The following is a 12731-nucleotide window of genomic DNA, read 5'->3' as shown; positions in this document are numbered from 1 at the left end:
AGGGGTTCAATGGTAAAACAGCCTTGATGCCGATTACCCTACCAAAGAATTATTGTTTTTGAAAAAAAAGTGGAAAGAAATGCCCAGGATTTTAAAAACCAGAAATAGTCTGAATTAAAAGGAAACTCTAAAACTCAGATTTGGAGTTCTTTGAAGTGAGAATGTTTCGACTTCCTCTATGGAGTTTGACAGCGAACTTATTCTGTAATATTCACTGATTTCATTTTTCCTGTTCAGAATGTTCAGAATGGAAACTCCTAATTTGAACTGAATTCCATTATCCATCTCCCATTTGTAAGTTGAAGAAAAATTAACCTGCGAAAAAACATGCAAATTCGTATTATTAGGCCTGTTATAAACCAATACAGGATTTGAAAGATCGATTACGGAGAGGTTGGGAGAAGTTTTTGGCCTGCCGGAAGACCATTTAGTTCCCAATGCAATTTTGAAATTGTTTTTTTCATAAATTCCGGCCCACGATATAGTGTGGGTTAACTCAAAATTGTTTGGGAAAGTTGGAAATTCATAATTTGCAAAATGGTAATTATTTTTGTTGTAAGTGTAACTTAACCAGGTCAGGAAATGATTCATCTTTTTTTGAACCAGAAATTCTGTGCCTAAAACTTCATAATCGCCGGTTGTACGTAGAAACTCTAATTGGTTCTGAAATCCTTGGCTAGAGGTTGTAATGCCGGTAACTTTTTTATAAAAATTTTCAATGTCCAATAGCCAGTCATTTTTTTTATAGAATAAACTTAGAGATATTTGCCTGCTTCTTTGAATTGGAATTGTAGAATTATTAGAAACAATCCAGCGTCTTTTTTCGATACCAAAATAATCCTTTTGCAAGTCAATAATTTGTTGGGAATTTTGACTTTTAAATTCGCCAAGCAGTTCCAGATTCAAATTTTTATTGAAACCATAATTAAACTGTATACGGGGTTCAGGAATGTGTTTTTTGAATTTTTCAATATAATTCAATCGTATTCCGGCATTAAGAATTATTCTCGAAATTGTATCATTGTATTTTCCTTCCAAAATCAGAGAATGGGTTCTTAAAACGTCTTTGGTCTTACGATAGAAATCCGGGTTAGTAACTTGCTCTAAATTGGTTATGCCAATTTCATTAAACTGATATCCATCATTGAAACTAAATTTAGAATTAATAGTATGATTGTTTTCTAAATTAACTCCGTTATTGTCAACCGTATTTTCCTGAATAACTATTTGACTCTCATTGGTCGTTTTTTGATTGCCCAAAAGCTCATAAGAAGAGTTGTAAACATTAATTTTAGTCGTATTAAAGCTATTCCAGTTTCTCTTCCATGATATATTTCCGCCATAATTTTGTTGGCGCAAAATATTATCTTCTGATTTGTTTATGTCGTTTACCGAAGCGCTTTGAAAAACTTTGAGATTGTCTTTTATTGTTATTAAATCTACAATTAACTGGTCTTTCAACCCTATTTTTTGTACGTATTTAAAGGTTGCATCGTAGAAGTCGAATTCCTTGTCACTTTGATAATTGATATTTTGGTTTTTAGAAAAATTCGTCATGGTAGTGTTTTGAAATACTTTATTAAAATATTCCTTGTACGTTGGAGTTTCTACAAAATCAGTAATCGATTTACGTGCTGAAATTTCAATATATGAATTTTTAGAAATATTATATTTGGCATAAATATCGGCGTTGATCATATTGATTCCGGCACTAAAAATATTTTTTTCTGCAGTTTCAGGGGTAGAAGAAATAGCGACGACACTGGAAACACTTTCGCCGTAAAAAGAGGAACTTCCGTTTTTGTAGATAGAAATAGTGTGCGCCAAGTTGGGATTAAAAACGGATATTAAACCAAAAAAATGTCCCGTTTGAAACATTCGTATTCCGTTCCATAAAAACAAATTTTGGTCATGAGTCCCACCTCGAACATTGATACTCGCCACACTTTCGTCAAGACTATTAACGCCGGGAATTTGCTGCATGGTCTGCAGGGCATCGGGTTCGATAAGTCCGGGCAGAATACCAAATTTCTTGGGTTTGATTTCAAACGAACCATCACCGTTTTTAGAAATTCCGGAGGCCAGAATAGCATTGGTTATGATTTCTTCGAGTTCAGTAACTTCAGATTCTAATACTATTTTTAAACAATTTTTGAAATCTGAATTATATGTAATATTTTTTTGAGTTTTAAACCCGATGTGGCTAATGGAAAAATTATTTTTATTGCCTTTTTGAAATTCAAAATAACCGTTTAAGTCCGTTGTAATCTGGTAGTTTTCAGCTAAATGAATATTAGCATTTTCAATAGGCTTTTTGTCCGTATTCGAAAAAACATAACCACATATTATTTTGGGTTCATTATCTTTTTTATAAATATTAATGAATTTATTTCCGATGTTTTCAAAAGACAAATTGGTTCTTTTGGACAGATATTGCAGTTTTTGTTCTAAAGAAAGTGATTTTTTGGGAGGGGTTAATTGCAGGCCTGCAACATTGTCTTCGGTATAATTAAAATTTACTTTATGCTGTTGCTCGATTTCAATTATGATTTTTTTTAAAGACATAATTTTCCCTTTGTCCTGTGCAGTAAGGCTCAGGGCAAGGAAAAACAAAAAAAATGAAAAATGAAATTGTTTGGGGCGCAACATCTATTTTTCGTCAAAAATTATTTTATTTTTTGAAACTTTTTTTGCTTTTAAATGATACGTTGTACTAATAATTTGTAATGCCACATTTAAGTCTTTAGTAGGTAATTTTCCTGTAAACAGCGAAGTTGTATCTTTCGCATTCAATTCTATTGTGATGTTATATTGCCTTTGAACTTCGTCTAAAAGGCTTTTGATATTTTCTTTATTAAAACATATTTGGTTGTCAATCCATCCCGGTTTCGATGATTTTATAGCAGTTCTGAATTGTTTTCCGTTTTCAAAAGTCACACTTTGTCCGCACGTCAATATGATTTTTGTGTTTCCATAATTTACTTTTACACGACCCTCATAACACATTACATCAAATCTGTTTTTTCGCGCCTTAACATTAAATTGAGTTCCTAAAACCGACACTTTTCCAAGATTAGTTTCGACTTCAAAGCGTCTGCCTTTTGAAACCCTGAAATAAGCCTCACCTTCCAGTTCAAGACGTCTGTTGCTGTCCCAGTTCCATTTTTTATAATGTATCTCTGATCCTGAATTCAGGACAACTTCAGAATTATCAGGCAATGAAAAAGTTGTTTTTTCTCCAAAACTTGCTGTTTCGGTATAGGGAACAAAATTTTTCATCACAAAAGTAATTCCAAGGGCTAAAACAAAAATAGCCGCAACACGGAACATCCATTTTTTGTATAACGGAATCACTTTTGGAGTTGCTTTTTTATGCTGAAGAATGTTCGACAACATCGCATTTTCATCCAAATCATCCACTTCTAAATGAGCAGTGTAATTTTTTATTTTCTGGTATTTTTCAAAATCAGGCCTTGCTTTAAATTCGGATAATTCTTTTTCTGATAAATCATCATTGAGCCATCTGGCTAATAAATCATTTTTTTTCATTGTATAAGTGGTATTATATCATTAAACAATCGGGAATGGATTTACCCTACTTTTATAAATTAATTTCTTTTCGTAAGCTCAACAAAGCCAGATGAATACGTTTCTCTACTGCTTTTACGCTAATATTTAATGCTTCGGCAATTTCGCTGTATTTTTTTTTGTCAATACGATGCATCAAAAAGGCCACACGCTGTTTTTCATTCAGGTTTTCAATAGCTTTCAAAAGTTTGTCCTGAAATTGTTTTTCTTCCAAAATAAATTCGGGACTTTCATTAGTTCTGTCTAAATTGGCGAAATTTTTTTCATATCGTAAAACCACTTTTTGGTGTGCAATTTCATTTAAAGTGCTATTGTTTGCAATCGTATAAACATATGATTTTGCTTTTTCTATAGGTACAGAGGCACAGTTTTGCCAAAGTTTTAAAAAGGCTTCCTGCGCTACATCTTCAGCCTGGTCTTTATTACCAAATTTGTAAAAAAGAAAATTCCGAAGTGCTTTGATGTGAGTTTTAAAAAACGACGAAAAGATAATTTCGTCACAAGTATTTGATTGGTTTATATTTGACATTAGCCGTATTATCTTTCAATTTGGAATCTGCAAAAGTATTTGTTTTTAAATCAAGTAGGGTAAAAGCGAAGTAAATTGTTTTTATTCAGGTATAGACAGTGTTAATTATTCATTATCCTAAAATTTGGTTTTGCGTAACCGGGTTCATTTTAAACGTAATATATTCTTTGTAAAAAAATGATTACTTATAAAGGAAATAACCCTAATTACATATTAACTGATGAGCAATTTTCATAAAACAGATTGTTAAAGTATTACCTTTGTAAAAATATAAATATGTTCCGTTTTAATAAATATTTATCAATAGCTTTTCTGTTCTTATTCTCTTGCCAAAGCGAAACAGACGAACAGAGCCATAATAACCAGACTGTTACTAATGCTTCTCCGCTTACTTCTTATTTGCAAAGGGTTGCTATGGTAAAAACGGTGCAAGATAATATAATTGATGGGTCTACCTATTGCACTATAAAACTGCCTTATACAGTTACTGTTAATAATGCAGCCATTGCTATAAACACTACAGCAGATTATCAAAAAGTATTGGATAATATCAATGCAAATACTACTGATGATGATATTGTAAAAATTACTTTTCCGGTAACAATGATTTACTATAATTATATAGAAAAATTGATTCCGAATGAAGCCGATTTTGATTCACTAATAGATTATTGGAATATGTACCCTGATCTATTATCTAAAATCAATGGTTTAAATATCAATTATCCAATAACAATTAATATTTACAATAGTTATAATCAGGCTGCAAGTTCTGTATCCATTGCTAATGATCAGGCATTTTTTAATTTTATAAAAAATTTAAACGCCAGCGAGTATATTTCATTAAGATATCCTATTTCGATAACTGATTATAATTATCAGACAAAATCAATTACAAATAATTTAGAATTCGAAAATGCAATTAAATATGTAATTGACAATTGCTCTGAGAATAACACCGCAACACTTGATTTTACTGAATCAATAACAAAAGGTTCCTGGAAAATTACGTATGTTTTTCAGGATTCAGAAAAGACTTCTGTGTATAGTGGATATGCTTTTGTTTTTAAAAGTGATAAATCTGTGGTTGCTTCGAAAGATGGTATTTCCGAAACAGGTCAATGGGAAACCAAGGAAGTTTATGGTACAAGGGAATTTAAAATAAGTTTTAGTTCGAGTTTACTTCATAAATTAGACTCTAATTGGAAATTATTTGAGTTCAATAATTCTCTGATACGTTTGCGTGATGTAAGTAATAGTACCAACTATCTTTATTTTGAAAAAAATCAATACTGATAGCAGTATTTCTTAATCAAAAAAATAAGTATACCAAAAAACCAGTTAGTTAAGCTGGTTTTTTTATTGATATTCACTAAATTTTACAAGTTGGTAACTTTGTGACTTTGTAACTTTAGTTTATATTTGCACTTCAATAAAAGAAAACAAAATTATGTTTGATAATTTAAGTGATAAATTAGATAAAGCGTTCCATATATTAAAAGGACACGGAAAAATTACGGAAGTAAACGTTGCCGATACCTTAAAAGAAGTTCGTCGCGCCTTGCTTGATGCCGATGTTAACTTTAAAATTGCCAAAGATTTTACAACAAAAGTAAAAGAAAAAGCGATTGGTCAGGATGTATTGACGACACTTCAGCCAGGACAATTACTGGTGAAGCTTGTAAAGGATGAGTTGACCGAATTAATGGGTGGCGATGTTGCCGGAATTAATCTTTCAGGAACTCCATCTGTGATCTTAATGTCAGGATTACAGGGTTCTGGTAAAACGACTTTCTCAGGAAAATTAGCCAATTTTTTAAAGACGAAGAAAAATAAAAAACCACTTTTAGTAGCTTGTGATATCTATCGTCCTGCGGCGATTAATCAGTTGCATGTTGTGGGAGATCAAATAGGAGTTGAGGTTTACTCCGAACCAGAAAATAAAAATCCTGTTGAAATTGCTCAAAATGCAATCAAACATGCAAAAGCAAACGGTTTCAATGTTGTTATTGTCGATACGGCTGGTCGTTTAGCAGTAGACAAGGAAATGATGGATGAAATTGCGCGTGTTCATAAAGCAATTCAGCCACAGGAAACATTGTTCGTTGTAGATGCCATGACAGGTCAGGATGCTGTAAATACGGCAAAAGCTTTCAACGATATCCTGAACTTTGATGGAGTTATTTTAACAAAATTAGATGGTGATACACGTGGTGGAGCTGCAATTTCGATTAAATCGGTTGTAAACAAACCAATCAAATTTGTGGGAACAGGCGAAAAGATGGAAGCAATTGATGTTTTTTATCCGGATCGTATGGCCGAGCGTATTTTAGGAATGGGAGACGTTGTGTCCCTTGTAGAAAGAGCGCAAGAGCAATTTGACGAAGAAGAAGCCAGAAAACTTCAAAAGAAAATCGCTAAAAACGAATTTGGTTTTGATGATTTCCTAACGCAAATTCAGCAAGTTAAGAAAATGGGTAATATGAAAGACCTGGTTGGAATGATACCAGGTGCTTCAAAAGCCATGAAAGATGTAGAAATTGAAGATGACGCTTTTAAACATATCGAAGCCATTATTCACTCGATGACGCCAATCGAAAGAAGCAAGCCAGCCATAATCGACGTAAAAAGGAAAGCCAGAATCGCCAAAGGTTCCGGAACTAAAGTAGAGCAGGTAAATCAGTTGATGAAGCAATTCGAGCAAATGAGCAAAATGATGAAGATGATGCAGGGACCGGGCGGAAAAAACCTGATGAAAATGATGGGAGGCATGAAAGGAATGCCAGGCGGAATGCCGAGATAAAAAATAATAAAAGTTTCAAGTTTCAGGTTTCAGGTTTTGAGACTGAAATTTGAAACTTTTTTCAATAAATAACAATTTCGTTTTAACCTGAAACTTGAAACAAAATTTAAACCTGAAACAAAAAACAATGCAAATACTAGACGGTAAAAAAACATCTGAAGATATTAAAAATGAAATTGCAGCCGAAGTTCAATCCATAAAAGCAGCAGGAGGAAAAGTACCTCATTTAGCAGCCGTGATCGTAGGAACAAACGGAGCAAGTTTAACTTACGTAGGAAGTAAAGTAAAGTCCTGCCAGCAAATTGGTTTTGATTCCACTTTAGTGAGTTTACCGGAAGATATTACCGAAACAGATTTGTTAGCTAAAATTAAGGAGTTAAATGAAGATGATGATTTGGATGGCTACATCGTTCAATTGCCGTTGCCAAAACATATCGACGAACAAAAAGTCCTATTAGCAATTGATCCGGATAAAGATGTCGATGGTTTTCACCCAACCAACTTTGGAAGAATGGCATTGGAAATGGAAAGTTTTATTCCGGCAACACCATTCGGAATTATGGAATTGCTGGAACGTTACAAAGTAGAAACTTCAGGAAAACATACCGTAGTAATTGGAAGAAGCCATATTGTTGGCCGCCCAATGAGTATCTTAATGAGCCGTAAAGGAAATCCGGGAGATTCGACAGTTACGTTGACACACAGCCGCACTAAAAACTTAGCAGAATTCACTAAAAATGCAGATATTATCATTACAGCTTTAGGAGTTCCGGAATTTTTAAAGGGCGATATGGTGAAAGACGGAGTTGTAATCATCGATGTTGGCATTACCCGTGTAGACGATGCGTCAAACCCAAAAGGATATGTTATAAAAGGCGATGTAGATTTTGAAGAAGTAAGCAAAAAAGCATCATTTATTACGCCAGTTCCGGGTGGAGTAGGGCCAATGACTATAGCGATGTTGTTAAAAAATACACTTCAGGCTCGTAAAATGAGAAGCGCTAGAAAATAATTTTCTTCAAAACAAAATATAAACAAAGCCTATTCAATCGAGTAGGCTTTGTTGTTTTATACTTTGGGCGTGACCGTATTTACAAAAGGCGCTGCTTAACATACTGCTTATTTGCGCCTTTTGTAAATACGGTCGGGCTATCCGCGCTACTTCGGTAGCTTGCTCCTATCCCTCACGCAGCTCTCCATTAAAGAAAGTCATTATGCAAGTTTTTGTAAACTTTAGGTATAATTTTACTGAACAATAAAATAAAATTCAATTTTTAGTTTGTCAATTCAAAATAAAATTTAACTTTGCAATACAAAGTACTTTATTTATGAGTCAGAAACACCAGGAAGATTTAGCACACATTCGTTCTATGATGGAACGTTCTTCAAGATTTATATCCCTTAGCGGACTCTCAGGAGTATTTGCGGGACTTTCTGCCTTAATTGGCGGATTGTATGTTTACCAGTTGTTTAAGATAAACGGAATTGAATATTTTGCTGATGAACTAGATGGTGATCAAGTATATACAATTCCATCTAAATTGGTTTCAGAACTGGTTGTAAGCGGAGTTATTATTTTGGTTTGTGCATTTGTTTTTGGATTGGCTTTTACTGTCAGAAAAAGCAAAAAGTACAATTTGCCAATTTGGACATCGGCTACAAAAAAGATGTTTTTTAATTTGGCAATTCCTTTAGCAGTGGGCGGAGTATTTTGTTTATCATTATTATACCATCAAAACTATGGTTTAATAGCTCCGGCAACTTTACTTTTTTATGGATTGGCATTAATAAACGCAGAAAAATATACTTTTTCGGATGTTAAATATCTTGGATATTGCCAAATTATTTTAGGTTGTATTTCGCTTTTTTATATCGGATATGGTTTAGTTTTTTGGATCATAGGATTTGGTATTTTGCATATCTTGTACGGACTAATGATGTTCAAAAAATACAAATAACCAATGGGAATCATTGATAAACTAAATAAAGATTTCGAAAGCCGTGTCAGACTGGGTATTATGTCCATACTGATGGTGAATGAATGGATAGATTTTACCGAAATGAAAAACTTACTAAATATTACAGATGGTAATCTGGCCAGTCATGCGTCAGCGCTTGAAAAATCAGAATATATTGTAGTGAAGAAGGAGTTTGTTGGCAAAAAGCCTAAAACGTCTTATAGTGTTACCGAAAAAGGACGTTTAGCCTTCAAAGAGCACTTGTCCTACCTTGAAAAATTAATGAAATCCTAATAACCAAAATTTTTTGTCTAATTACTTTGAAAAACAAAGTACTTTTAAATTTATTCAACATGAAAAAACATCACATTATTTTAGCTTGCAGTCTGATTTTCTTACTGCTTTTTTACAAAGAAGAACTTGGAGTTAACGTGTCAATTTTTGGACTTGTTTTAACAGGTTTTGTTTGTTATTTCTTTCAGGATCGTTTTTCTGAAAGATCACATTTGATTTTAGTGGTTACATCAGTTTTGTCTTGTCTGGCTTTTGCCTGGTACGGAGATTTCGCTTCTTTTTTAGCTTTGGCAATGTCAATTCTTTTTTTACAGTTTAAAACCCAGGATCCAAAACTCAAAATAGTTCAGGTTTTTCCTCTCGTATTTTTAAACGGAATTACATCATTGGGCCGTATATTAATGTTTAAGCAGTGGCTTCCGGAAAAGAAAATCCATAATAATTTTGCCAAGAAACTTGTTGCTTTTTTTGTAATTCCTGCCATTTTTCTAATTCTGTTTTTCATCGTATATTCTTTCGGAAGTGATCATTTCTCTTCATTGTTTACAGATTACACTTTAGATATCAATTTGGGAAATCTGGTTATTATTGGTATTTTGGGTTTCTATATTTCATTTAGCTTTTGGAATTACTGGGTTCCTGAGGTTTGTTATGAAAAAAATGAGCTTCTTGATAATGAATTCAGCAATATATCAGAAGTTAAAAATCAAAATACATTTTCATTTCTTGATTTGGATTTCGAGAGAAAAAGCGGTGTCATTACTTTGATACTATTGAATTTAATGCTTTTGGTATTTATTGTAACCTACAATTACGAACAGTTTTTTGAGGTAGTAGAAAAATCTAAGTTAAGTTCTGATACGCATGAAAGAGTAAATTCTGTGATTTTTTCAATACTGATGGCGGTTGGCGTTATTATGTTTTATTTTAAAGGCGGATTCAATTTCGACAAACAGGCAGTTTCACTTAAAAGACTTGCCAAAGTATGGATTTTTCTGAATGGTGTTTTGATTATAAGTGCGTTGATCAAAAACTCAGAATATATTTCTTTTTTCGGTTTGACATACAAACGTCTGGGGGTTTTTGCTTTTCTCATTCTAGCAATCATTGGTTTGGCATATGCTTTTCTAAAAATCAGAAGACAAAAAACAAACGCTTACTTAGCGAATCAGATGGTTTGGTATTTTTATGGAACTGTTCTTTTATGCAGTTTTGTTAATTGGGGAAATCTAATTACCAATTATAATATCTCAGTAAATAAAGGAGTTGAACCGAGATTTTTATGCGGTTTGAATTTTAATGATCAAAGCCGGAGAGAATACTTTAGAAAAAATAATTTAGACGGAAAATCAAATGAAATTAAAAGAGAAGAAATAATTGATGAATATCAAAGTACAACTTTTTTATCTAAAGCTTTATATTACGAGTTTCTGAATACTAAATAAAGTATACTACAAAATCTTCATAAAATTTAATTTATTTTTATGAAGATTTTTTTTATTAATTACCTTGGTTATTAAATAGCAATGTGGGATATTTGTCGCACTATTTTGGAAATTAATATAACATTTTAACCCAAAAAAAACTATGAAAAAAATTACATTGGTATTTTTTTTGACTTTAGTTAGCTTTACTGGTATTGCCCAGAGAGTTGCCGACCAAGTTATAAAAATGAATTCGAAGATTGACGACTTAACACAAAATACAATTACAGGTATTATTGTGGTTAAAGAAGGTAATATTGTTAAAGGTATTAATCCGGAAACGAAAACTGAAATCTGGAGTTTTGATGCAGATAAAACGGTAGGAAACGCTACCGCACTTGAAACAATTACTAACTTAGATACCGATAACTTATTTGCAAGTAAAAGAATTCTAAAACCAATTGACGGAACTCCTTACATTGAGGCATTGGTGAACTACAAAACGGTATTAATCAATTCTGAAGACGGTAAAGTAGTTTACAATTCAGCAAATTATAAATATATTGTTTTTAACAGCCAATTTTTATATGATGATAATGAGTACTTGGTAAAAGGAGTTGAAGATGGTAAAGTAATTGCATCTTTAATCGACCTGAATACAGGAGCTGTAAAATGGAAAACAGTTCAGGGAGAAGCTAAAAGCATGTTTTCTTCCATGTTTACATTTAAAGCAAATCAATCAAACGAAGCGCAGGTTAGTTCCAACATGATCTATTCCCTTTACTACGGGAAATTATCTGCTATCGACAGAACGAATGGTGATTTAAAATGGGTAGGAGATCTGGAGTATACTAAAGTTTTTCCAACTCAAAATAATAAAAATTTAGTAGTAATCAACAGCAAAGGAATGTTGTCTACCAAACAATATTTGAATGTATTGGATTCTGAAACAGGAAAACCAATTTGGGAAGATGCCATTAAAACGAAATATATCGTTTATTTAGAAGATTGGGGAACTAAAATTTTGGTTGCCCACCACAGCGGATTCAATTTTTATAATTTAAATGACGGATCTAAAATCTGGAAAAAAGATGCCCGCGGTGACGGATTAAAAAAAGTGATTTCAATTGATGGTGATTATTTATATGTTGCTGAAAACGAAATGATGCTTATCGATAAAGACGGACAAAAAAAATGGAAAAGCTTTATTGAAATTTCTGACAACAAGGAAGATGCAATCAGTTATTTAGGTAAAGTTGATGATAAAGTTTTATATCTGACGTCAACCTATGGTAACCTGGTAGATTACAAAAGCGGCAAAAAATTATGGAGGGGAAATTTGAAATTTAATGAGAACCGTCCATTGTTAAATGTTTTTGATGAAGAAAATAATCAGTTTTTAGTTTATAATGACGAAAAACTGTACAAATTTGATTCAAAAGGTGCAGACAAACCAGATGCTTTTGCAAAAGTAAATGTTAAAAAAGAAAAAGAATTAAATTCTATCGAACTGTTTTCCTGGGGGGTTGCACTTTCCGGACCAACAGAAGTTATGGGTGTAAGTAAAGATGGTAAAGTGTTATACCAAAAAATATATACGCAGCCTGGTGATGGCGGCAGAGCCTGGGGATCAGCACTTGCTACAGCAGGATCTATTGGCTTAGGTGTATCTTCTTTTGGGAATGCTGTCATGGGAAGCGAATGGACCATGACTACAATTGATCCGGCAACCGGAAAAGAAAGTACAAGTGTGGTAAAAGCAAAAAGTGAAGCCCAATTAAGAAGATCTGCAAATCAAGCTGCCGGAGCTGCTGTTTTAGGAGATGTTTCCAAAAGGCTGGGACAAAGGTACCAGGCAATGAAGCAAAATCGGGATTACTCTTATATTTTTGCCAAAGATGAAGCGACAAGCAAAAAAGTATTAGTGAAAGTAAAAAAAGAGGATGGTACTGAATTAGATAAAATTATCTTTGAAAACATGCGTCCGATTTATGAAATTGATCCGGGAACACAATCAATTTATTATATCTATGAAAATGAGTTAAGGATTTTCAATAAGAAAATATAATAATTCAAAATTATAAAATAGAACAGGCGTATTATTAATTTAATACGCCTGTTCTATTTTTATTAAT

10 protein-coding genes are annotated in these 12731 nt (G+C 32.8%); 7 read left to right on the top strand and 3 right to left on the bottom strand.

Features of this window, described 5'->3' with window-relative positions; genetic code table 11:
* Positions 1-114: 114 nt before the first annotated feature.
* The 3 genes from ABI657_RS00985 to ABI657_RS00975 form a co-directional block, all read right to left on the bottom strand.
* The gene (locus ABI657_RS00985) at positions 115-2565 is read right to left on the bottom strand and encodes a TonB-dependent receptor (protein WP_348095367.1); all 2451 of its coding nucleotides are present in this window, start codon (positions 2563-2565) and stop codon (positions 115-117) included.
* Positions 2566-2649: 84 nt separating this feature from the next.
* Entirely contained in the window at positions 2650-3549 is a 900-nt protein-coding gene (locus tag ABI657_RS00980; protein ID WP_348095366.1) for a FecR family protein, read from the bottom strand.
* A 52-nt stretch (positions 3550-3601) separates the two neighbouring features.
* Positions 3602-4117: a sigma-70 family RNA polymerase sigma factor gene (locus tag ABI657_RS00975; RefSeq protein WP_348095365.1), complete on the bottom strand. Its 516-nt coding sequence runs from the start codon at positions 4115-4117 to the stop codon at positions 3602-3604.
* A 276-nt stretch (positions 4118-4393) separates the two neighbouring features.
* On the opposite strand from ABI657_RS00975, the gene ABI657_RS00970 reads away from it, so the two are divergent.
* The 7 genes from ABI657_RS00970 to ABI657_RS00940 all read left to right on the top strand — a co-directional run bounded on the left by ABI657_RS00970 (position 4394) and on the right by ABI657_RS00940 (position 12664).
* Positions 4394-5413, top strand: a complete 1020-nt coding sequence (locus ABI657_RS00970; RefSeq protein WP_348095364.1) for a hypothetical protein — start codon at positions 4394-4396, stop codon at positions 5411-5413.
* A 154-nt stretch (positions 5414-5567) separates the two neighbouring features.
* On the top strand, positions 5568-6920 hold the full coding sequence (ffh, locus tag ABI657_RS00965; RefSeq protein ID WP_348095363.1) for a signal recognition particle protein: 1353 nt from the start codon (positions 5568-5570) through the stop codon (positions 6918-6920).
* Positions 6921-7047: 127 nt separating this feature from the next.
* On the top strand, positions 7048-7932 hold the full coding sequence (locus tag ABI657_RS00960) for a tetrahydrofolate dehydrogenase/cyclohydrolase catalytic domain-containing protein (RefSeq protein WP_348095362.1): 885 nt from the start codon (positions 7048-7050) through the stop codon (positions 7930-7932).
* Between the two features lie 316 nt (positions 7933-8248).
* Complete coding sequence (locus ABI657_RS00955) at positions 8249-8878, top strand: hypothetical protein (RefSeq protein ID WP_348095361.1); 630 nt, start codon at positions 8249-8251, stop codon at positions 8876-8878.
* A 3-nt stretch (positions 8879-8881) separates the two neighbouring features.
* Positions 8882-9172 (top strand): transcriptional regulator, encoded by a 291-nt coding sequence (locus ABI657_RS00950; RefSeq protein ID WP_348095360.1) that lies wholly within the window; start codon positions 8882-8884, stop codon positions 9170-9172.
* A 59-nt stretch (positions 9173-9231) separates the two neighbouring features.
* Positions 9232-10617 carry a DUF4173 domain-containing protein gene (locus ABI657_RS00945; protein ID WP_348095359.1) on the top strand — a complete coding sequence of 462 codons (1386 nt, stop codon included), beginning with the start codon at positions 9232-9234 and terminating at the stop codon, positions 10615-10617.
* Positions 10618-10759: 142 nt separating this feature from the next.
* Entirely contained in the window at positions 10760-12664 is a 1905-nt protein-coding gene (locus ABI657_RS00940; protein ID WP_348095358.1) for a PQQ-binding-like beta-propeller repeat protein, read from the top strand.
* Positions 12665-12731 lie beyond the last annotated feature (67 nt).

This window comes from Flavobacterium sp. (genome assembly GCF_039930565.1).
In the GTDB taxonomy this organism is placed as follows: domain Bacteria; phylum Bacteroidota; class Bacteroidia; order Flavobacteriales; family Flavobacteriaceae; genus Flavobacterium.
The sequence above is the reverse complement of the archived record's forward strand: the minus strand, read 5'-3'. Positions and strand labels throughout refer to the sequence as shown.

What these genes read in the sequence shown, in the direction of transcription:
- ABI657_RS00985 (WP_348095367.1), bottom strand. Translation starts at nt 2,565, where the DNA reads ATGTCTTTAAAAAAAATCATAATTGAAATCGAGCAACAGCATAAAGTA.
- ABI657_RS00980 (WP_348095366.1), bottom strand. Translation starts at nt 3,549, where the DNA reads ATGAAAAAAAATGATTTATTAGCCAGATGGCTCAATGATGATTTATCA.
- ABI657_RS00975 (WP_348095365.1), bottom strand. Translation starts at nt 4,117, where the DNA reads ATGTCAAATATAAACCAATCAAATACTTGTGACGAAATTATCTTTTCG.
- ABI657_RS00970 (WP_348095364.1), top strand. Translation starts at nt 4,394, where the DNA reads ATGTTCCGTTTTAATAAATATTTATCAATAGCTTTTCTGTTCTTATTC.
- ffh (WP_348095363.1), top strand. Translation starts at nt 5,568, where the DNA reads ATGTTTGATAATTTAAGTGATAAATTAGATAAAGCGTTCCATATATTA.
- ABI657_RS00960 (WP_348095362.1), top strand. Translation starts at nt 7,048, where the DNA reads ATGCAAATACTAGACGGTAAAAAAACATCTGAAGATATTAAAAATGAA.
- ABI657_RS00955 (WP_348095361.1), top strand. Translation starts at nt 8,249, where the DNA reads ATGAGTCAGAAACACCAGGAAGATTTAGCACACATTCGTTCTATGATG.
- ABI657_RS00950 (WP_348095360.1), top strand. Translation starts at nt 8,882, where the DNA reads ATGGGAATCATTGATAAACTAAATAAAGATTTCGAAAGCCGTGTCAGA.
- ABI657_RS00945 (WP_348095359.1), top strand. Translation starts at nt 9,232, where the DNA reads ATGAAAAAACATCACATTATTTTAGCTTGCAGTCTGATTTTCTTACTG.
- ABI657_RS00940 (WP_348095358.1), top strand. Translation starts at nt 10,760, where the DNA reads ATGAAAAAAATTACATTGGTATTTTTTTTGACTTTAGTTAGCTTTACT.